The sequence below is a fragment of the Burkholderia sola genome (assembly GCF_905400185.1).
GTDB classification, from domain to species: Bacteria; Pseudomonadota; Gammaproteobacteria; order Burkholderiales; family Burkholderiaceae; genus Burkholderia; species Burkholderia sola.
In genome coordinates this window covers 2,270,737-2,290,062 of sequence record NZ_FR989676.1, presented here as the reverse complement: position 1 = coordinate 2,290,062, position 19,326 = coordinate 2,270,737, and the positions used below count along the sequence as shown (strand labels likewise).

At 65.8% G+C, this 19,326-nt stretch carries 17 protein-coding genes and 2 pseudogenes; 8 read left to right on the top strand and 11 right to left on the bottom strand.

Annotated elements, in window-relative coordinates; all coding sequences use genetic code 11:
- Positions 1-15: 15 nt before the first annotated feature.
- Both pgm and KR541_RS26695 read right to left on the bottom strand, forming a co-directional pair.
- Positions 16-1,691: pseudogene (gene pgm / locus KR541_RS26700) on the bottom strand (phosphoglucomutase (alpha-D-glucose-1,6-bisphosphate-dependent)).
- An 81-nt stretch (positions 1,692-1,772) separates the two neighbouring features.
- On the bottom strand, positions 1,773-1,991 hold the full coding sequence (locus KR541_RS26695) for a hypothetical protein (protein ID WP_105801292.1): 219 nt from the start codon (positions 1,989-1,991) through the stop codon (positions 1,773-1,775).
- An 81-nt stretch (positions 1,992-2,072) separates the two neighbouring features.
- Between KR541_RS26695 and KR541_RS26690 the strand changes: the two genes are divergently transcribed.
- Positions 2,073-2,261 carry a CsbD family protein gene (locus KR541_RS26690; RefSeq protein WP_216090013.1) on the top strand — a complete coding sequence of 63 codons (189 nt, stop codon included), beginning with the start codon at positions 2,073-2,075 and terminating at the stop codon, positions 2,259-2,261.
- A 116-nt stretch (positions 2,262-2,377) separates the two neighbouring features.
- Here KR541_RS26690 and KR541_RS26685 read toward each other — a convergent pair whose 3' ends face one another.
- Complete coding sequence (locus KR541_RS26685) at positions 2,378-2,716, bottom strand: hypothetical protein (protein ID WP_175868028.1); 339 nt, start codon at positions 2,714-2,716, stop codon at positions 2,378-2,380.
- Between the two features lie 527 nt (positions 2,717-3,243).
- On the opposite strand from KR541_RS26685, the gene KR541_RS26680 reads away from it, so the two are divergent.
- Positions 3,244-3,516, top strand: a complete 273-nt coding sequence (locus KR541_RS26680) for a hypothetical protein (RefSeq protein WP_098553545.1) — start codon at positions 3,244-3,246, stop codon at positions 3,514-3,516.
- 52 nt (positions 3,517-3,568) lie between these two features.
- On the top strand, positions 3,569-3,748 hold the full coding sequence (locus KR541_RS26675; RefSeq protein ID WP_175033133.1) for a hypothetical protein: 180 nt from the start codon (positions 3,569-3,571) through the stop codon (positions 3,746-3,748).
- 64 nt (positions 3,749-3,812) lie between these two features.
- Here KR541_RS26675 and KR541_RS26670 read toward each other — a convergent pair whose 3' ends face one another.
- The 4 genes and pseudogenes from KR541_RS26670 to KR541_RS26655 all read right to left on the bottom strand — a co-directional run bounded on the left by KR541_RS26670 (position 3,813) and on the right by KR541_RS26655 (position 6,677).
- A complete protein-coding gene (locus KR541_RS26670; RefSeq protein ID WP_216089903.1) occupies positions 3,813-4,994 on the bottom strand; it encodes a DesA family fatty acid desaturase in 1,182 nt (393 codons plus the stop codon).
- An 86-nt stretch (positions 4,995-5,080) separates the two neighbouring features.
- Positions 5,081-5,299 (bottom strand): glycine zipper 2TM domain-containing protein, encoded by a 219-nt coding sequence (locus KR541_RS26665; protein ID WP_059598812.1) that lies wholly within the window; start codon positions 5,297-5,299, stop codon positions 5,081-5,083.
- 215 nt (positions 5,300-5,514) lie between these two features.
- Positions 5,515-6,164, bottom strand: a pseudogene (locus KR541_RS26660) (hypothetical protein); the annotation flags it as partial.
- A 60-nt stretch (positions 6,165-6,224) separates the two neighbouring features.
- Positions 6,225-6,677, bottom strand: a complete 453-nt coding sequence (locus KR541_RS26655; protein ID WP_175033131.1) for a type II toxin-antitoxin system HicB family antitoxin — start codon at positions 6,675-6,677, stop codon at positions 6,225-6,227.
- Between the two features lie 327 nt (positions 6,678-7,004).
- On the opposite strand from KR541_RS26655, the gene KR541_RS26650 reads away from it, so the two are divergent.
- A complete protein-coding gene (locus tag KR541_RS26650) occupies positions 7,005-7,877 on the top strand; it encodes a slipin family protein (protein ID WP_098553541.1) in 873 nt (290 codons plus the stop codon).
- A 758-nt stretch (positions 7,878-8,635) separates the two neighbouring features.
- On the opposite strand, the gene KR541_RS26645 is transcribed toward KR541_RS26650, so the two are convergent.
- Complete coding sequence (locus KR541_RS26645) at positions 8,636-9,445, bottom strand: hypothetical protein (protein ID WP_235356225.1); 810 nt, start codon at positions 9,443-9,445, stop codon at positions 8,636-8,638.
- Between the two features lie 386 nt (positions 9,446-9,831).
- Between KR541_RS26645 and KR541_RS26640 the strand changes: the two genes are divergently transcribed.
- The 3 genes from KR541_RS26640 to KR541_RS26630 all read left to right on the top strand — a co-directional run bounded on the left by KR541_RS26640 (position 9,832) and on the right by KR541_RS26630 (position 12,245).
- Positions 9,832-11,043 (top strand): porin, encoded by a 1,212-nt coding sequence (locus KR541_RS26640; protein WP_089489379.1) that lies wholly within the window; start codon positions 9,832-9,834, stop codon positions 11,041-11,043.
- A gap of 420 nt (positions 11,044-11,463) precedes the next feature.
- Complete coding sequence (gene pal / locus KR541_RS26635; protein ID WP_050014064.1) at positions 11,464-11,955, top strand: peptidoglycan-associated lipoprotein Pal; 492 nt, start codon at positions 11,464-11,466, stop codon at positions 11,953-11,955.
- Between the two features lie 128 nt (positions 11,956-12,083).
- Positions 12,084-12,245, top strand: coding sequence for a hypothetical protein (locus KR541_RS26630; protein WP_162838122.1), 162 nt, complete (start codon positions 12,084-12,086; stop codon positions 12,243-12,245).
- 87 nt (positions 12,246-12,332) lie between these two features.
- On the opposite strand, the gene KR541_RS26625 is transcribed toward KR541_RS26630, so the two are convergent.
- The 3 genes from KR541_RS26625 to KR541_RS26615 are packed head-to-tail and all read right to left on the bottom strand — an operon-like array spanning position 12,333 to position 17,130.
- Entirely contained in the window at positions 12,333-13,592 is a 1,260-nt protein-coding gene (locus tag KR541_RS26625; RefSeq protein WP_216089902.1) for a cytochrome c, read from the bottom strand.
- Positions 13,589-14,257, bottom strand: a complete 669-nt coding sequence (locus KR541_RS26620; RefSeq protein WP_204384266.1) for a (2Fe-2S)-binding protein — start codon at positions 14,255-14,257, stop codon at positions 13,589-13,591. The genes KR541_RS26625 and KR541_RS26620 overlap by 4 nt, the downstream gene beginning before the upstream one ends.
- Positions 14,254-17,130, bottom strand: coding sequence for a xanthine dehydrogenase family protein molybdopterin-binding subunit (locus KR541_RS26615; RefSeq protein WP_089489382.1), 2,877 nt, complete (start codon positions 17,128-17,130; stop codon positions 14,254-14,256). Before KR541_RS26615 ends, KR541_RS26620 begins: the two co-directional genes overlap by 4 nt.
- Before the next feature lie 453 nt (positions 17,131-17,583).
- Here KR541_RS26615 and KR541_RS26610 point away from each other — a divergent pair, with 453 nt between their 5' ends.
- Positions 17,584-19,140: a sensor domain-containing diguanylate cyclase gene (locus KR541_RS26610; RefSeq protein WP_216089901.1), complete on the top strand. Its 1,557-nt coding sequence runs from the start codon at positions 17,584-17,586 to the stop codon at positions 19,138-19,140.
- Positions 19,141-19,326 lie beyond the last annotated feature (186 nt).

Below are 19,326 nucleotides of genomic sequence, written 5' to 3'. Positions count from 1 at the left end.
CGGGCCGTGCGCGTATCAGGCGTTCGAGCCGCCACCCGCATCGCACGTGCCGGCTTCGATCACCGCGTCGACCATCGACTGCGCATCGGACACGATGCGCGCCACGTGATCCTCTCCGTTGAAGCTTTCCGCATAGATCCGGTAGAGATCTTCGGTACCCGACGGCCGCGCAACGAACCAGCCGTGTTTCGTCATCACCTTGATGCCGCCGATCGTGGCCCGATTGCCTGGCGCCCGATCGAGTATCTGGACGATCGCTTCTCCCGCCAGTTCGGTGTGCGTGAACTGGTGCGGCGTCAGCCGCGCCAGCAATGCGCGCTGCTCACGTGTGGCTGCGGCCTGTACCCTCCGTTCGGCGGGCGCGCCGAATTGGTGCGCCAGACCTCGGTAAAGCTCCGCCGGATCGCGGCCGATTCGGGTCGTCATTTCGGCGGACAGCAATGCGGGAACGATGCCGTCCTTGTCGGTCGTCCAGGGTTGCCCGTCGAGTTGTAGGCACGTGGCCCCCGCACTCTCCTCGCCGGCAAAGCCCAGCGTGCCGTCGAGTATTCCGCCGACGAACCACTTGAAGCCGACGGGCACTTCGTAGACTTCGCGATCGCATGCGCGGGCGACACGATCGATCATCCCGCTGCAGACGACCGACTTGCCGACCGCCGCGCGCGCGGGCCACCTCGACCGATGCGCAAACAGGTAATCGACGAGCACCGCGAGATAGTGATTGGGCGGCAGCAGGCCGTCGCCGCGCGTGACGATCCCGTGCCGGTCGTGGTCTGTATCGCACGCGAACGCGACGTCGAACCGGTCTTTCCGCGCGATCAGGGTCTGCATCGCATACGGCGACGACGGATCCATGCGGATCCGTCCGTCCCAGTCGACGCTCATGAAGCGAAAAGTCGGGTCGACTTCCTCGCTGACGATCGCGAGATTCAGGTGGTAACGCTCGGCAATCGCGCGCCAGTAGTGCACCCCGGCTCCGCCGAGCGGATCGACGCCGAGTCGGATCGGCGCGCCGCGCAGGATGTCCATGTCGATGACGCTAGCCAGGTCATCGACATACGTCGCGAGGAAGTCGTACCGGTGCGTCGTGGCGGCATCCGATGCCTTCGACAACGAGACGCGGCGCACGCCCGCGAGCCCCGCTTCGAGCAGATCGTTCGCCGCTGTTTCGATCCATCGGGTGACAGTCTCTTCGGCCGGGCCGCCGGTAGCCGGGTTGTACTTGATGCCGCCGTTGTCCGGGGGATTGTGCGACGGCGTCACCACGATGCCGTCGGCAAATCCGGCACTGCGTCCGCGGTTGTACTTCAGGATCGCGCGCGACACGGCCGGCGTAGGCGTGTATTCGCCCGGCGACGCCAGCATGACCTCGACGCCATTGGCAGCCAGCACCTCAAGCACGCTCGCCTGCGCCGGTTCGGAAAGTGCGTGCGTATCGATGCCGAGAAACAACGGACCATCGATGCCGTGCGAACGTCGATACCGGCAGACCGCCTGCGCGATCGCAAGGACATGCCACTCGTTGAAGCTGCGGGTCAACGCCGAGCCCCGGTGTCCAGACGTGCCGAACGTCACACGTTGCGCCGGGATGGACGGGTCGGGCATATCGTGTAGTACGCGGTCACGAGGCGGGGGACGTCGATCCACAGCGCGTATGGCGCGAGTTGGCCCGCCAGCGGACTGACGGGCATCGCGGCCGGCGCGCCCGGCGGGTCGAATGGCGTGGGATTCAACTTGCCGCCTGTATGGGTCACATCCACATTCTCGTCTGCTCAATGCGCGTTCGGCTTGCCCGCTCGACGCTCGAGCATGAGGATCAGGGCGATGATGCTGACGAAATGCTTGCGTTCCGCGGGCGTCAGGTCACCGAATTCCAGAATCGATTCCAGCCGCATTCGCCAGAGGGCCCATGGCGCAGGCTCACCGAGCGTGACGCGTGCAATGAGTCGTTCGAGTGAACGCAAATCTCCCTCGATTGCGGTATGCGCCATGGCCACGCTCCGATTGTCATGAGGATCGGCGTACAGTCTATGACGAAGCACTGCACCGCTCTGCCCGCTACCGTACATCGAGTGCATGCCGGTTCGGGCGGGGATCAGGTGAGAGGCCGCATCGCCGAAGCGAAAGGCAGACTGAAGGAAATGGTCGGCAGGATCATGGGAAATCGATCGACCAGAATGCAGGGCACGGTCGAGCAGGTCGTCGGAAAGACACAAGCGTCATTCGGTGACGCGAAAGAGCAATTCAGGAAGCGGCCGTAGGGGGTTCGCGCGAACGGTTCCGTAGCGCCGCGCGATCGGGCTACGTGATGCGGATTCACTGGATGTTGACCGCGCGTGCAGGCAACATCCGGCGATACCCGCTTCCCGACTGACCGTCACGATGCCGCAATGCGTCGGGGGTGGTGGTCGCCATGCGCAGCGGCAAGCGGCTTGTGCTGCTCGTTTCCCACGCCGGGAAAGAACGCGTTCCACGCGTCCCGGACACCTTTCGCCGCGGTCGCATCTGCGGTCGCATCCACTGCGTCGCCCGACTTGTCCGGATCGGAGCGCAAGCCTCGCCAGCGCGTAAAGGTGAGCATCGGCTTTTCCGTCCATTCGCCATCGCCAAACTTCGCAAACGCCGTGTCGCCGCTCACCAGTCGCACTTCATACCATCCGTCGCGAACGGGCGCGTATTGGTCCAGCGCAAACCATCGTGTAGATTGGGTTTTCATCATTGCCTCATGGGTCCATGAATCGCTGTACAGGACAAAATCCGGTCTCGCCTGGTCGACGCATGCGCGCTAGTCCGCACACCGATTCAGCCACAGACGGCCTGCCGCCGTCATGTTGATCGAACCGCCGGTGCGCGACTCGTATGCAAGCCCGTGAGCCAATAGTTCATCGGCTATGGCGCGTGGAATATCAGCCTGGGAATCCGGAATTCGATCAAGCGATTTGAGAGTCTCGACGACCTCGAGTGAAAGTGGGATGCACACGGCGGCCTCCTCGGTGTTGAGTTCATCGTGAACCGGAAGACGCGCGTCGGTCTGTACGGTATCGACTATTTGGAAGCAGATTCTTCCGCAACCGCACCGCAACCCGGTGATTGACCCGTATCGAAAATATGCTTCGGCATCCGATATTGTTATTGCGAAACCATTGACGAACGCGCACACTGAAGATACCTGCCGGTTTGTTGTCAAGGCATCGGCGCCCTTGAATCCTTCGGCGCCAATCGTTGCTCTGTCAGGAGCAAATCATGACCATCCCCACTCTCGAATATCGCGGACATGAACTCCGCGTCTATTCACAAATGCTTTTCCCGCCGTTCGGCGATCCCCACGCTCCCGGCCCGAAGCGTTTTGCTTCAATCGTGCGCATCGACACGATTCCGGCGACCTCCGCAACGGCACCGCGTTACTCGACCATTTTCGAGCATGGCGCTCCGCAAACGGCGGCGCTCGCACTCGACCTGGCAATGCAATTCGGCAAGGACATCGTGGACGGCAAGATCGCCCCTGCGGCGATCTGATCCGTCCGCCGCATCCGACCCGACGCGAGCACACCTCACTCAGGAGCGATTCATGAAATATCACTCAGGCACCTCAATCGATCGGCGCGATGACGCGACCCGGCAAAAGCAGCGGGATAATCTGGCCCGTGCCGACGTCGAACGCGCCGAAAAGCGCATCCGCCAGGATGCCGGCATCAATTCCAATGCGAGCAAGTGGCGTTATTCGCGTCCAGACAATCGGGCGAGATGAGCGGCGCTTGCGCCGCACCCTGTGGCAGACCGGTCCCGCATGGCGGGTCACCGGCGTGCCGGGATCACGCATACCGGCGCAGACGCATCGAGAAATCGGCAATCGCCTTGATGCCGCTCTGCTCCGCGCAACGGCACCAATCCTGCAACTGAACCAGCAATTGCTCGTGCGACGCGTGTGACCACGTCCATAGCTCGAGCAACGCCTCGTACATATCGACGTACACGCGCATTCGCCGGTTCGCATTAGGGCTCGTCAGCGCCCGCAGATCGGGCTTGCCCCGATGGCCCCAGGCCTGGCGCAACCAGCGCTTCATGGCGAGCGCGAATGTGCGTTTGTCGTCGCGGCTCATCTCCTTGATACGGCGCAGTTCTCGCCGGCAGGCGGGTTCGAGCATGCGCGCATAGGCGGCCATCACCGCATGGCGGTTGCGGATGACCGCTTGCAGCGTTGCGTCGTCGACCACTGCCTTGTTCGGGAGCAGGCGCGGCTTCGTAGCGACGCGCCGAACGGTCGCCAGTCTCAACGCCGCCAGCAGGCGGATGTACAGCCAGCCGATGTCGAACTCGAACCATCGGTTCGACAGCCTGGCGGACGTCACGTATGCGTGGTGATTGTTATGCAGTTCTTCCCCGCCGATCAGGATGCCCAGCGGGAAAATGTTGGTGCTCGCATCGGGCGTCGCAAAATTCCGATAACCGCCGAAGTGGCCGCAACCGTTGATCACGCCGCCGGCCCAGAACGGAATCCACATCATCTGGATCGCCCACGCCGCCACGCCGGGGAGCCCGAACAACCCGACGTCGATCACGGCGAGCAGCCCGACGCCGAGATTCGGATAGCGGGCATAGACGTGGCGCTCGAGCCAGTCGTCGGGCGTACCCGATCCATACCGGCGCAGCGTTTCCTCGTTCCGCACTTCCTCCCGGTACAGTTCCGCGCCGCGAAGCAGCACGGTCGCGAGGCCACGGGTTCGCGGGCTATGCGGATCCTCCGGGGTCTCGCTCCTCGCGTGATGCTTGCGATGCACCGCGACCCACTGCATGGTCAGCATGCCGGTCGTCAACCACAGCCAGAACCGGAAGAAGTGGCTGACGCACGGGCGCAGATCCAGCGCCCGATGCGCCTGACAACGGTGCAGGTACACGGTCACGCTGATGATGGTGACGTGCGTGAGCGCGAACACGACCCGCGCAAGCTGCCACCAGGACAGCCTCAGCCCGCCGTTCAGGAGAAATGCCGACATACCGGTCGCACTCCGGGTCACGCACGTATCCACGCGCTTCGCCGTGACGGCGAGTGCGCGTGCCGATTCCCTACCGTTCGGCCGGCCTATTTCCCGACCTGGTTGCCGACAACGCCGCCGACGGCCGCGCCGCCCACCGTGCCCAACGCACTGCCGCCCGTCAGGACCGCGCCGGCGACGCCACCGACGCCCGCCCCGATCACGGTATCCGTTCCGCGGCGAGACATACCGCCGCAACCCGCCAGCACGACAATCGTCAACGTGACTATCGCCATCTCGACTGCCACGGAATGTAGCTTTCTCATGATCATCCCCTCGGGTTGCCGCCGCGCCGTCCGATCCGGCACGACGCACGGAAGCCCATGCGCTGACATCCCGATGAAATGCGGGACGTCGGTTCATGATGGACGGTACATCGCGCGCAGTCCGTCCGCTAACGTACCGGCGCGGATGCCGACCTGTCGCCTCACAGAAGCACCGCTTGCGCCGCCCCCAGCGTCACGACCACGCGGTGGCGCCGGCCGTCGTCCACGAGTCGCACCGCCACTTCGCCGGCGGCGAGCCGCGCGCGCCGGTCGTCGATGATCTGATCTGCGAGTCGCCGCAGGTTTTCGATCAGCACGATCCGCAACGTGATCGCCACCGCCCACAGTTCGCCGATCGTCAGCGGTTCCACGGCCTGATAGGCAAGCATGAACCGGCATAGCATATCGGGATCGAAACGGCTGTCCGTGTGGGCGACGAATGACCAGTTGATCTCGAACACGCGCGGATAACCGGCAAACGGCCCGTACCGGCAAACGGCCCGTTGCCGAGCTTGGGCAGTTGCCGATAATAGCGCGGGGAAAGATCGTCACGGATCTGCCGCACCTGCTCCGCGACGAGATAGTAGTTGTCGAGCAGCCACTCCGCTGCCGGCGTGATTTCTTCGCCGCGCGCGTCTGCGGCCACGGTGTTCCGGTACGCCTTCAGCAGATGATCCGCGTTGTCCTTCAGCCGCGTCGCCAGAGACGGGCCAGAGGCCGCCCCGGGAACTACCTTCTGCGCACGCGCCAGACTTCCCGCATGCTGCGCCAGCCGTTCATCGCCGAAGAACTCCTCGCGAATCGGCCGTGAATTGCTCCATGGCGATGTCCGGCGTCGCGAAACACGCACAACGTGAATCTTCAACGCACCTTCTCCCCAATGACCGCACCACCCGTCCGGCGTCATACCCGGTGCGTCGCACCATCAACCCGCTTCCGACAGCGATTTCGCGACGGGTTCGAAACGCACGTCGCGATGCTGCGCGGATCGGTCGGCGGCGTTCGCGCACGCCATCGACACGAACGCGTCGCGAGTCATGCGCAGCGCGCTCGCCGTCATGTCGATGTCGCGCACGATGCGCTTCGGCAGGCACAGCGCGATCCGCACGGAACTCGAGGTCACGCCGGTCAGGTCGATATCGAAGAACCGCCAGATTCCGTTACCCCGGTCGACATCCGACGCCTGCAATATCGCCATGTCCGTGGTCGGCGGCGGCACGAGACGCGCGGAGCGGTCATAGCAGGCCATGACCTGTCGCGCCGCGGCCGCCTGCAACTCGCCATACGAGTCGCCCTCCACATCGATTTCCGGAAAATCCGGAAGCGCGCCGCGATAGCGGGGATTCCCGTGATGCGTGATATAAACCGGATATTTCATGAACCGCTCCCGACAGAAAATGACGACGAACGTCATCATGCGTCGCGGCGGCCCGACGAGTCGGTACGCTGAAGAACAGTCTGCGGGGCACGTTTCGTGGTGACCTGCCCGCCGTTCACACCCCGGATCGCCCGATGCCTCGCTATCCGGTCCGTCAGGCACAACGCGCACGATCGAGGTACGGCACCGTACCGATCGGCACTGCAATGGCGCGCACACTCACATCAAGGGCCTCTGTCCCCGTTGCCAGAATGCCCAAGACGATCCGGATGCGGCGTGCTTCATCGCTCATCCGGCAGGCCGTTGTCACCCAAACGGAGCCTCACCATGAATCCCATCACACTCGTTTTATCGGCTGCCTTCGTCCTCGCGGCATTCGCCGCCGGCGCGTGGGGCTACCTGTATCTCGCGGTCTCCCTTTTTATCGTCGCGGTCCTGATCGCGTTGTCCGTGCGGGTCGCCAACGTCTGGGAAAAGTTCGTGATCCTTCGGATTGGCAAGTTGCAAAGCGTCAAGGGCGCCGGCTTCTTCATGATCATTCCAATCCTGGACAACGTTGTCGCGATCATCGACGAACGTATTCAAACCACCGCCTTCAACGCCGAACAAGCGCTGACCAAAGACACCGTTCCTGTCAACGTCGACGCCGTGATTTTCTGGCACGTCCATGACGCGCAGAAAGCCGCGCTCGCCATCACCGACTACCGGCAAGCCATTGACCGCGTTGCGCAAACCTCCCTGCGGGAAATGATCGGGGCATCGATGCTGGCTGCATTGTTGTCGGATCGCAAGGCGGCCGACATGCACTTGCGCGACGAGATTGGCAGAAAGACCGTGGAATGGGGCGTGACTGTCCGCTCGGTCGAGACCCGCGATGTCGCGATCCCGGTCGCGCTGCAGGATTCGATGTCGCGGCAGGCGCAAGCCGAGCGCGAAAAGCAGGCACGGGTGATCCTCGGCTCGGCGGAGGCCGAAATCGCCGCCAAGTTCGTCGAAGCGTCGCAGGTCTACGAAAATCATCCGGGTGCGCTTCAGTTGCGGGCGATGAACATCATCTACGAAACGACGAAGGAACGCGGCGCGACGATCCTGATTCCCAGCGCGATGGTGGACAGCCTGAATCCCGTGCTCGCGCTTGCGATTGCCGGGCATGACGCGGCGGGCGCCGCGCCCGTGCCTTCGCTCAAGACAGCGGCGTAATCGCTAGCTCGTATTAACTCCCCTGCGACGCCTTGCACAGATCGCCCGGACATTGCCAGAACGGGGTACACCTACAATTTGATGACGAGTCTGTTGTGAATACTCCACCATGGGCAGGAGGCAGAAATCGCTTTACCACGTTACAACGCGGGGATGGTCGCGGCGAAGGTCAGTCCGACACTCATTCCAGATCGGCCGTCGATCCTGATATAGCATCGATTGCTGAACCTGCGTGAACGTGTCATGGCAAGAAGGTAGTGGCCGCGCTCATATCGCAAAGGCTGATCTTCGAATTGCGCCTGGTTCGTCACCGAGACGGTGCCGCCGACGCGCCACGCGACTGCTGCTACGAAGTTCGCCTGGTTCGCGTCGGCAACTGACCCGACATGCGCCGCGATGACGGTGCATCACCTTGCGGGAGACTCGCGCGCTTTCATTTCCTATTAACGGTTGGTTTGACGGTATGCCTCGAACCCGCCGGCATGGCACCCAGACAACAACCATTTGATTTTAAACCAATATTTAGTGGGGGCGGGTCGCAAACCCGCATGCAGTCTAGAGCGCTCTAACCGGAGAACTCCACGGAAATCAAGGTTACCCCGGGTATGACATCGATTGTGGCAGCCATATCCTAATGTCGTGTTCTGGCCTGTAGGTTGATTGTCCGCACCCTTGGGAGCGCCGGCGACGAACGCGACTGGGACGATCACCATGACGTCCACGTCACATCGGATCAGCCCGCCGTCGTCCGCCTCGATTCAACACGGCACCCGACCACCCACACCGTTGCCCATCATCGTGCACCAGCGCTGCGTGTCCTGTTGCGGTGCCGGATACGGCAACCCGGTCCGCGGATCGATCGAGTCCAGCGGATTCGGGCCGGGCGGATGGTTTGCCGCGTGCATCGCGGCGTTCTCCGCCATCTGTTTCGCGGTCGCCGCGTTCTGTCGAGCGAGGTCCGCCTTCTGCGCGTCGTCCAGCTTCTTCGTCATGGTCACCAGCCGCGCGAACTGCGGATCGCGAACATCCTGCAGCGGCGGCAAAGGCGGTGCGAACGGCATGAAAAGCAACGGCCCGTCATATCGCGGCACCGCCAGTTTCGACGGCTTGCCGAAATCCGCGGCCATGCTGATCTCCCACATGCCGGCGTTCATGCCGAGCGCGTGTTCGTAGTGTCGGTTCACGTCCGCCAGGCTGAGCGGCCCGGACGGTGCAGGCAATGGTTGCAGGGATGGCGGCAACGTCTGCCGGGTGGCAGGATAGATTGCGCGAACCCAGCTCACCGCAGCGAGCGAGTATTGATAGAGAACCGCGTCGTACTTTTCCAGCACCTGCGCTCGACTATAGTTGCCGGGATTCTGGAAAACGGGCTTGTACGCCGCGAGACTGTCGATGTATCGCATGTTCGCATTTCGCTGCTCCGCAACGAACTGCTGCTGAGGGTCGACCGGCGCAGATGAAGACAGCGCAGCGCAGCCCGACAGCAGACTGACGACGAATGCAACACCGGCCGTCGTTCGGGACACCAACCGGATGGGACGCAAGATAGGGGACATCGGAAACGCCATGGAGACTCGACAGGTTTTCGTGAATCGGCGCGCTGCCGACAGCGGTCGGCATGCGCCACGCGCGCCCTATTCTGCCCTGCTCCATGTCGTTCCAGGTGGAATCGCGTCCGATCGTGGTGGATTCCGGTCTCGGGATTTCTACGGCGAGCGTTCGGGCCGGGTCTAGACGTTCGGCACACCACCGTCGCGCGATGGCGCGCCGAACCCTACGCACCGTCTCAGCCGCTCCTTCCCGACCGTCTCCCCGCAAGTCGCCCTACCGCGATTCCGAGTGATTGGGCAGAGGACCTTTCCTGTGCAACGCCTTAATCGACCGCCGCACGATCTCCAATAATGGCCGCTCGATCCGTCGGCCGCCAGGCCGGCCCAACAACAACAAAACGCCTATGCATTCCTGCCAAACGAACCAGCATGCCGGCACACGCGTCGCGGGGACCGTCATTGCCGCCTGCCTGACCGGCTTCGTGTCGGATGTCGCGCTTGCCCAGAGCAGCGTGACGCTGTACGGCCTGATCGACACGTCGATCACCTACTCCACCAACCAGCGCACGCGCGGTGCCGGCTCGCCCGGCAGCGGCGGCGTCGCGATGACGAGCGGCGCATTGAATGCGTCGCGCTGGGGGCTGCGCGGTCGCGAGGATCTCGGCGGCGGACTGGCCGCGGTCTTCTCGCTCGAAAACGGCTTCTCTGGCACCACCGGCAAGCTGTCGCAGAAAGGCGTCGATCTGTTCGGCCGCCAGGCGTGGCTCGGCGTGGAATCCAGGACGGCCGGCGCGCTGACCTTCGGCCGCCAGTACGACCTGATCCTCGATTTCGTGACGCCGCTCGGCGCGTCCGGCCCCGGCTGGGGCGGCAACCTTGCGGTCCACCCGTACGACAACGACGATTCGAACCGCAACCTGCGCATCAATAACGCGGTGAAGTACACGAGCCCGACGGTTCGCGGGTTGACCTTCGGCGCGATGATCGGGTTTTCGAACACGCCCGGCCAGTTCTCCAACAACGCGGTGTGGAGCACGGGCTTGTCGTACGCGAACGGGCCGCTGAAGCTCGGCGCCGGCTACCTGAAGATCAGCCGCGACCGCAACGCGCCGAATCCGGACGGCGCGCTGAGCACGGTCGACGGCTCGGCGACCATCACGGGCGGCAACCAGCAGATCTGGGCGATGGCCGGCCGTTACGCGTTCGGGCCGCACTCGGTCGGCGCCGCGTGGTCGCATTCGACCACCGACGGCGTGACGGGCGTGCTCCAGGGCGGCAACATCGCGCCGCTGAAGGGCGAATCGCTGGTGTTCGACAACTTCTCGATCGACGGACGCTACTTCGTCACGCGCGCGCTGAGCGTCGCCGCCGCGTACACGTACACGATTGGCCGCTTCGACACCCGCACGGGACAGACCCGCCCGAAATGGAACCAGGTCGTCGCGCAGGCCGACTATGCGCTGTCGAAGCGCACGGATGCGTATCTCGAAGGCACTTACCAGAGCGTGAGCGGCGGCAACGGCAATCCGGCGTTCAACGCGACGGTCTGGACCATGACGCCTTCCGCGAACAGCAATCAGGCCGTCGTCGCGCTGGGGCTACGCCACAAGTTCTGACGATGCGGCGTGCGGGCGGCGCCGTCACGCGGCTGACCGACTGCATTCGGCGAGCGCTTCCTCCATCACCCGATCGCGGTGTCCGGCACCGGCAAGGCCGCGCGCTCTGCGCGGCCTTTTTCGCCGTGGCGGGCGTCGCGTACCGCACCCCAGGCGCGGAAGCAAGAATGCCTCCCGGCTGTCGCGTTTGCGCAAAAAATGCGGAGAAACTGGGCACGTTGTGACATTTTTCCTAATCTGTTTGCAGCGACGCCGCGCTCCGGCGTTCCGGCCCGCAACATTCTTTCATCTGGCGCACCACCGGCTTACGAACCTGCATCACGGCAACGGAGCCGGACCTTTCGCGCCATGGCGACCGGACGGCTGCGTGCGAATGGCACGCGCCCCGCTTTCAACGCAGTCAACCGCTGGAGAAGAACGATGAGCAAAATGAAGCGAATTGCGGTCCTGGCAACTTTCGTCCTGCTGGCCGGTTGCCACCACGCGGCGAAGACGCCCGAGAATGCCGGCGCGGCGCCGACGCCGTCGAGTGAAACCGTCGCGACGGTGACGGCCGACGATCTGAACAATCCGAACAGCCCGCTCGCGAAGCGCAGCATCTACTTCGATTTCGACCAGTACTCGGTGAAGCCCGAATTCCAGTCGCTGCTGCAGGCGCACGCCGACTACCTGCGCAGCCATCCCGCGCGGCGCGTGCTGATCCAGGGCAACACCGACGAGCGCGGCACGTCCGAATACAACCTCGCGCTCGGCCAGCGCCGCTCGCAGGCCGTGGCGAGCGCGCTCGAAACGCTCGGCGTGCCGGCGACGCAACTCGAGGCTGTCAGCCTCGGCAAGGAAAAGCCGGTCGCGCTCGGCCACGACGAGGAAGCGTGGGCGCAGAATCGCCGCGCCGATCTCGTCTATCGTTGATCCAGGCACCGCCGCGGCGATACGCAAAAAGCATGGAATAAGCGCCCCGCCGAAACGTCTTGTCATCGCGCAGACGCGGTTCACGCGAACCGCCTTTCCTGTTGCCTGCGCGCAGCAAGGAGATCGCAATGAAATCGGCAACGTTGGCTGCGGCGCTGATCGCGGCGCTGGTGCTTGTGCTGTCCACGGGCTGTACGTCGTCGGGCAGCGGTACGTCGCAAGGACCGGGCATGAGCCGGTACGGCGGCGCGGGAGGCAGCGGAGGCGGAGGCGGTGGCGGCGGCTACTGACGCGCCGCCGCAAGGAAGAGGCGCGAAATCGCGCGCGAACACCGGAAGCCGGCTGCTCGCGCGTGGTGCACTACCCCGGGACGCGACTCAACGCATCGCCTTCACGTCGGCCGGCGTGACGCTCGCGGGCTGGCCGCCCCACGTCGCGCGCAGATAGTTCGCGAGCTGCGCGAGTTCGTCGTCGCTCAGCGTTTTCGCGAAACCCGGCATCGGCTGCAGGTTTTCGAAGCCGGCAAACTTCTGCTCGCCGATGCCGTCGAGCATCGCGACCAGCAGATTGCGCGAGTCGGCCTGACGCACCGTCGAATTGCCGTTCATCGGCACCGCCACGTGCGGCTTGCCTTCGCCGTTGAAGCCGTGACAGCCCGCGCACACCGCGAGATACACCGAGCGGCCGGCCGCCAGTTGCGCGGCATCGGCCGACACCGACTTCACCGGTTGCGGCGCGGGCGGCGTATCGCCGAGCAGGTACGTCGACAGTCCGCGCAGGTCGTCCTTCGTCAGGTATTGCGTGCTCAGATGCACGACCGGATACATCTCGCCGAACGCCGAGCCTTGCGGCGCGATGCCGACGCCGAAGAACGTCTGCAGGTCGGTGCCCGTCCAGCCGCGCGCGGCGAGCCCGGCCGGCGTGATGTCGGGCGCGGCCACGCGGCCGAGCGCGGCGCCCGCGAACGGCTTCGCGCCGTCGAGCTGGCCCGTGAACGCGCGCGGCGTGTGGCATTCCGCGCAGTGACCGAGTGCGCCCGCGAGATAGCGGCCGCGCTGCCAGTCGGCGGATTGTCCGGCCGATGCATCCGGCAGACTGTCCTTCAGGAACAGCATGTCCCAGAAGACCATGCCGAAGCGCAGGTTGTACGGGAACTTCAGGTCGTGCGCGCGGTTTTCCTGCGCGACAGGTTTGACCGTCATCAGGTACGCGTACATCGCGTCGGCGTCGGCGCGCGTGAGCTGCCGGTACGACGTGTACGGCATCGACGGATACAGGCGCTTACCCGGCGCCTTGCCGTCGTGCAGCGCGGCGTAGAAATCGTCCGCGCTCCAGCCGCCGATCCCGTGATCCTTGTCGGGCGTGATGTTCGAGCCGTAGAACGTGCCGAACGGCGATTCGAGCGCCGCGCCGCCGGCGAACGGCGCGCCGTCCTTCGCGGTGTGGCACGCCGCGCAGTCGGCGGCCTTGACGAGATAGCGCCCGCGCGCAACCGCGTTGGCGCCGGGCGCGCCGGACGCCGCGCTCGACGCCGGCGCGTCGTGGCCGCCGCACGCGGCGAGCAGCAGCGCGAAGGACGCCGCGAGCGCGGGCAGGCCCGCGGCCCGCGCGGCACGATGAGCGAATGTGCGTTTCATGGCGCTTCCTTCACGAGTCCCGGCGTCGTCAGCACCACGTCCTTGACGGCTTCGTAGTAGCGGACATAGCCCGTGCAGCGACAGAGGTGTGCGTCGAGCGCGTCGGTGATCGTGCGTTCCACGTCTGCCTTCGCGATCGGCTCGCGCTTCAGGCGCTCGATCAGCACGGTCGCCGCGTTGACGAAGCCCGGCGTGCAATAGCCGCACTGGAAGCTGAAGTGCTCGAGGAACTTCTGCTGGATCGGCGACAGCTCGACCACCTCGCCGGCTTCATTGCGCTTCGCGTGGCCTTCGATCGTGCGGATCGAACGGCCGTGGAAGAAGTGCGCGCCGGTGATGCACGTGCGCATTTCGTCGCTCGTGCCGTCCGGCTTGTCGACGATCACGACGCACGCGTGGCAGATGCCCTGCCCGCAGCCGAGCCGCGAACCGGTGAGGCCCAGGTACTCGTGCAGGAACTCGATCATCATCAGCCCTTCCGGCACCTGCATCGGGCCGACCGACTTGCCGTTGATGTTGAGCGACAGCGGCTTCTGCTGGAACCGGACGAGCGGACGCTCGACGGGCGCCGCAGCGAGTGCAGCCGGTGCGACGGGCACGGATGCCGAAGCGGCCGAAGCCGCGCCGGCGCTCGCGGCCGAAGCCGCGGTTTGGGCGGTCGTCATGCGAGCACCTCCTGAATCTTTTGCGGGGTCACCGGCAGGTCGGTGAAACGATGGCCGATCGCGTGCGCGATGCCGTTCACGATCGCGCCGACGACGGGAATCATCACCACTTCGGCGACGCCCTTCGGCGGATCGGTCTCGGACAGCGGCGGCAGCACGTCGCCCGTCTGCGTCCATACGGCGACGTCGGACGCGCGCGGCAGCCGGTAACGGTTGAAGTTCCACGTGCCGTTGCCGGGGCCGTCCTCGTAGAGCGGCAGATACTCGTGCAGCGCATGGCCGATGCCCATCGCGAGACCGCCCTGCAACTGGCCCGATACGAGTTGCGGCGAAATCTGGTTCCCGCATTCCATGATCGAGTGATGCGTGAGCAGCTCGACCTTGCCGGTCGCTTCGTGCACGGCCAGCTCGACGAGCGTGCCCACCGCCGTGTAGTACGTGACGGCCGCGTTGTTGCGGCTCGTCGGCGGGATGAACACGCGCTTGCGATCGAGCACGCGATAGCCGTTCGCGGTCGGCGGCAGCGTGCCGCGCAGCGCGGTCGCGCCGGCTGGTGCGGCGGTGCCCGGCAGCGGGCCGTCGTCGCCGGTCTTCGGCGCGCCGACGCGCAGCGACAGCCCGTCGATCGGCAGACGCTCGACCGCGCCGCCCACTTCGAATTCGGCGTCGGTCCACTGCCAGCGGTTGAACACGTGCACGACGGCGCCGGTCGGCAGGCCGAGCGCATGCGCCTGCTTCGCGAGCTGCTCGAACGTCAGCGGCTCGAGGCCGTCGGCGGTCAGCTTGCCGTCGACCCAGCGCGCGTCCTCGATGCGGATCGTGTACGGCGCGGCCTGGCCGCCGCCGAGGCCGCGTGTCCAGATCGACATCGCGGCCGGCCACAGCCCGTAGCGGAACACGGCGCGCGCGGCTTCGCGCGTGCTGTGCGTGAAGTAGTACGCGGAGTTCGTCGCGCTCGACGGCGACGCATAGCCGGGCGACCAGCGCGGGTTCGCGCTCAGGCGGTCCTGATCGGCCTGCGACATCAGGTACGGGTCGCCGCTCGTCTCGACCGGCAGGTCCGGCCATTCGGTCAGCGCGACGCGCACGTCGGTCGCCGGACGGCCGAGCCATTTCGCGACCGCGACGGCCTGAGACGTCGACATCCCGGTGCCGATCTCGGCCGCCGTGTGTTGCAGCGATACCTTGCCGTGCGCGTCGAATTCGACCTTCGCGAACGACGCTTCCGCACCCGTGCCGAAATCCTTCTGCACGCACGCGAAGCCGACGCCGTAGCGCTTGCCCGGATGCGCCGCCTCGAATTCGGCCTTGCGCGCGGCACGGCGCGTCCACAGCGGATGCTGCTTCGCGCGCTCGAGCACTTCGTCGACGCGCAGCGCGCCGGCGGGAATCGCCCCCTGTGTGTTCTTCATTCCCGAACGCAGCGCGTTGCGCAGCCGGAAGTCGATCGGGTCGATGTTCAATTGCGCGGCGATCTCGTCGACCGCCATCTCGGTCGCGGCCATGCTCTGCAGCGTGCCGTAGCCGCGCGCGGAACCGGCGTCGATCGCGCGCGACGCGATCGCGACGGCCGCGAGGTCGCTCTTCGGGAAGTAGTAGATCGATTGCGCGGCCGTGGCGCCGACCATCGCGACCGACGGCGAGAAGTTCGAGCGCCCCCCGCCGTTCGCCTCGAAGTCGCCCTTGAACGACTGCAGCAGGCCCGTGTTGCGGTCGACCGCGATCCGGTAATGCATCTTGAATGCGTGTCGCTTCAGCGACGTCTGGAACTGCTCGTAGCGATCGTTCGCGAAACGCACCGGGCGGCCGTCCGCGTACAGCGCGCAGACGAGGCCGTAGAACGGCACGTTGAAGTGATCCTTCGAGCCGTAGCCGACCGTGTAGCACGGATGCACGAACAGCTTCTTCACCGGGAAGCGGCATTTCGCGACCATCGCGGCCGCGTTCTCCGACACTTCCAGCGGCGACTGGGTCGGCACGACGAGATGCAGCGATTGCGTCGCGGCGTCGTACCAGCAGTTCGCGTTGTCGGGCTCGAGCGCGGCCGTGTCGACCGACTGCGTGTTGTATTCGCGGTCGAACACGAGCCAGTCGGCCGACGGCTGGTCGAGTTCGGCGGCGATCTGCCCGGCGAGGAACATGCCCTGCTCGTCTAGCTTGCCGTGCTCCTTGCCGTCCGGCCAGACCGGCAGATGCTTGCGCATCATGCTCGGGAAGATCGGCGCGTCCTTCAGGCTCGAATAGACGTCGTCGTCATAAGCCGTCTTGCCGCCCACGCGCACGTAGCGGAAGGTGCCCCACGGATCGCGCTCGAGCGGGCCCGTGACCGCGCCGTAGCGGATCACGTCGTCGCGGAACTTCAGCGCGTTCTTCGCGAAGCGAAAGCGCGCGAAGTCGTGATAGATCAGGATCGCGACCGCATGGCCGAGATACGCGGGCGTCTTGCCGGCCGGCAACAGCATGTCGTCGCCGTAGAACGCCGGGAACGCGACGCCGTCGCGCGCGAGATCGTCGGCCGTGACCACGCGGTCCGGTTTCAGCTCGTCGCCGAGCAGCGACAGGTCGAAGCCCTCGTACGTGCGGTCGGCCTGCGTGACGCGCAGGATCAGCGCGTGCGACTGCTGCTGCGGCCAGTGCGGCATGTCGGCCGCGCGCACGTCGCGGGCGAACACTTTCGAGCCCGTGACCTTCGCGATGCCGTCGATGCGGAATTGGGGGATGCCGGTGACGCTATCCCATTTGACGGGCGTGAGGAGTTTTTCTTCGAAGAGCGCCGCGAACGCGCGGCTGCCGATGGGCGCGACATACACCGCGACGCCCGCCAGCACGCTGGCTTTCAGAAAACCCCGCCGTGACAGGCCGTGGTTTTTCATTTGGGGGGAACCTCCTGAGGCGGCTCGGACGGCGATCGGGTGTCGCGGCGTCCGGAGCGGCGCGCATTCTGGCATTGTTTTGGATATATCGCCTATAGTATTTCCCGCATGAAATACTTATTGGAATTCTTATAACGGGTTTCAGCCGGGCTGCGGCGGGTGGTCGCAGCGGCGATTCGTTTGCGGTTTGCTTGCGGCGGAGGCAGTCGCGCCGGCTTCGGCGGCCGCCGCACATCGTTCCGTTCGCAACGAACGCTGCGTTCGCGCCGCCGCCTCCGCAAGCCCCCGCCGCCGGGGCTGACAACCCGAGCACGAGACGATGCGCGGCGCCGCCAACCGGCCCGCGACGCCGGTTTTTCGTGGTAATGTCGTGCGCATCCGGCTCGGCCGGGCTTCCGCCACGTGCCGTGCGGAGCCGCCAGCCATCGCAACATCGTGTCGAGGTCGACAATCATGGCAGTCAGGGCGTCTCTCCTGAACTCCGTTCTCGCCACTCCCCCCTCCGGCAACCACCGCGTGACGGCCGCGCTGCGTCCGTCGATGCTCGTGACGCTGTTCGAGGACATCCGCCCGATGGCACTGTCCGGGCTCGGGAGCGGTTTCGTCGCGGCCGTCGCACTGATGCGGCTGCAGCAGCTGTGGTGCCTCGCGTGGCTCGTCCTGGACGTCGGCCTGCTCATTGCGCGCCTGTCGATCGTACGAGCCTACACGGTGCGGCGCGACGCAGGCGACGATCGCATCGAGTACTGGGCGATGCGCTATGCGCCGGTGTCGCTCGTCGCGTGCTTCGTGCTCGGCCTGGGCGTGATGGGCTGCGTGCAGGCCGCCGACGTCGAGCTCGGCACGCTGTCCGTGATGGTCGCGGGCGGCGTGTTCGGCGGAATCGCGTCGCGCAATTCGGCGCTGCCGCGGCTCGCGATGACGCAGGTCGTGCTCGGCGTGCTGCCGATCGGCGTCGGCGCGCTGCTGGCGCCGCGAACCGGCGCGTGGCTGCTCGTGCCGCCGCTCGCGATCTATCTGGCGGCGATGCGTACGGTCGTGCAGCGTCACTACCGCGTGCTCGTCGCGCTGATCGCCGCGCGCCAGCGCAACGCCGAACTCGTCGCGCGCTTCGACGCCGCCCTCACCTACATGCCGCACGGCCTGTGCATGATCGACGGCGACAGCCGCGTGATCGTCGCGAACCGGCGCACCGCACAACTGTTCGGCTCGCCGCGCGAGATCATGCTCGATACGCCGCTGCCGGCCGTGGTCGCCGCGCTCGGCACGCATGCCGTGACCGATCCCGGCGGCGCCGGCCTCGCCGCGCAGTGCGATGCATGGCTGAACCGCGCCGAGTCCGGGCCGCTCGACATCGTGCTCGCCGACGGCCGCCAGCTCGAACTGACGCGCCACCGCGTGCCGGACGGCAACGCGGTGATCATCGTCGAGGACGTCACCGCGCGCCGCCAGACCGAACAACAGATCCGGCACCTCGCGCGGCACGACGCGCTGACGGGGTTGCCGAACCGCCACGAACTGCATGCGGCGCTCAAGCGGATGCTCGCGCGCCGGCCGCGGCTGCCGAGCCCCGCGCTCGCCGTCATGTATCTCGACCTCGACGGCTTCAAGTCGATCAACGATCGCTTCGGCCACCAGGCCGGCGACGAAGTGCTCACCCAGGTCGCCGAGCGGCTCGGCAAGACGCTGCCGCCGGGCGAGCTCGCCGCACGCATCGGCGGCGACGAATTCGTCGTCGCGATCGACGACACGACGATGCAGGCGTGCTCGATCCTCGCCGCGCGGATCATCCGGCAGATTTCCGCGCCGTACGCGCTGTCGATCGGCGAGACCGTCTGCATCGGCATCAGCATCGGCATCGCGCTCGACAACGGGCACGGCTCGCCCGACGAGCTGATCCAGCACGCCGACAGCGCGCTGTACGACGCGAAGTCGGCCGGCAAGGGCATCTACTGCTTTTACTCGAGCGGCAGCGGCAGCCGCCGCATGGCGCCGGCCGCCACGACCTGAGCCGCCGACGCGCGCCGCGCCTCCGCCCTTTCCCGGCCTGCCGCCGCCTCCCGACGATTCAATTCCGAAACGCTTTGCGGGTTCGCACGTGACGCCGCGCGTTCGCATGTCACGTGACGTGTTCCGTAACATCGCCGTCCGGCGCCCCGCACGATGACGGCAGAAGCCCGCACGATCGAGGCCGAG

What these genes read in the sequence shown, in the direction of transcription:
- KR541_RS26695 (WP_105801292.1), bottom strand. Translation starts at nt 1,991, where the DNA reads ATGGCGCATACCGCAATCGAGGGAGATTTGCGTTCACTCGAACGACTC.
- KR541_RS26685 (WP_175868028.1), bottom strand. Translation starts at nt 2,716, where the DNA reads ATGAAAACCCAATCTACACGATGGTTTGCGCTGGACCAATACGCGCCC.
- KR541_RS26680 (WP_098553545.1), top strand. Translation starts at nt 3,244, where the DNA reads ATGACCATCCCCACTCTCGAATATCGCGGACATGAACTCCGCGTCTAT.
- KR541_RS26675 (WP_175033133.1), top strand. Translation starts at nt 3,569, where the DNA reads ATGAAATATCACTCAGGCACCTCAATCGATCGGCGCGATGACGCGACC.
- KR541_RS26670 (WP_216089903.1), bottom strand. Translation starts at nt 4,994, where the DNA reads ATGTCGGCATTTCTCCTGAACGGCGGGCTGAGGCTGTCCTGGTGGCAG.
- KR541_RS26665 (WP_059598812.1), bottom strand. Translation starts at nt 5,299, where the DNA reads ATGAGAAAGCTACATTCCGTGGCAGTCGAGATGGCGATAGTCACGTTG.
- KR541_RS26655 (WP_175033131.1), bottom strand. Translation starts at nt 6,677, where the DNA reads ATGAAATATCCGGTTTATATCACGCATCACGGGAATCCCCGCTATCGC.
- KR541_RS26650 (WP_098553541.1), top strand. Translation starts at nt 7,005, where the DNA reads ATGAATCCCATCACACTCGTTTTATCGGCTGCCTTCGTCCTCGCGGCA.
- KR541_RS26645 (WP_235356225.1), bottom strand. Translation starts at nt 9,445, where the DNA reads ATGGCGTTTCCGATGTCCCCTATCTTGCGTCCCATCCGGTTGGTGTCC.
- KR541_RS26640 (WP_089489379.1), top strand. Translation starts at nt 9,832, where the DNA reads ATGCATTCCTGCCAAACGAACCAGCATGCCGGCACACGCGTCGCGGGG.
- pal (WP_050014064.1), top strand. Translation starts at nt 11,464, where the DNA reads ATGAGCAAAATGAAGCGAATTGCGGTCCTGGCAACTTTCGTCCTGCTG.
- KR541_RS26630 (WP_162838122.1), top strand. Translation starts at nt 12,084, where the DNA reads ATGAAATCGGCAACGTTGGCTGCGGCGCTGATCGCGGCGCTGGTGCTT.
- KR541_RS26625 (WP_216089902.1), bottom strand. Translation starts at nt 13,592, where the DNA reads ATGAAACGCACATTCGCTCATCGTGCCGCGCGGGCCGCGGGCCTGCCC.
- KR541_RS26620 (WP_204384266.1), bottom strand. Translation starts at nt 14,257, where the DNA reads ATGACGACCGCCCAAACCGCGGCTTCGGCCGCGAGCGCCGGCGCGGCT.
- KR541_RS26615 (WP_089489382.1), bottom strand. Translation starts at nt 17,130, where the DNA reads ATGAAAAACCACGGCCTGTCACGGCGGGGTTTTCTGAAAGCCAGCGTG.
- KR541_RS26610 (WP_216089901.1), top strand. Translation starts at nt 17,584, where the DNA reads ATGGCAGTCAGGGCGTCTCTCCTGAACTCCGTTCTCGCCACTCCCCCC.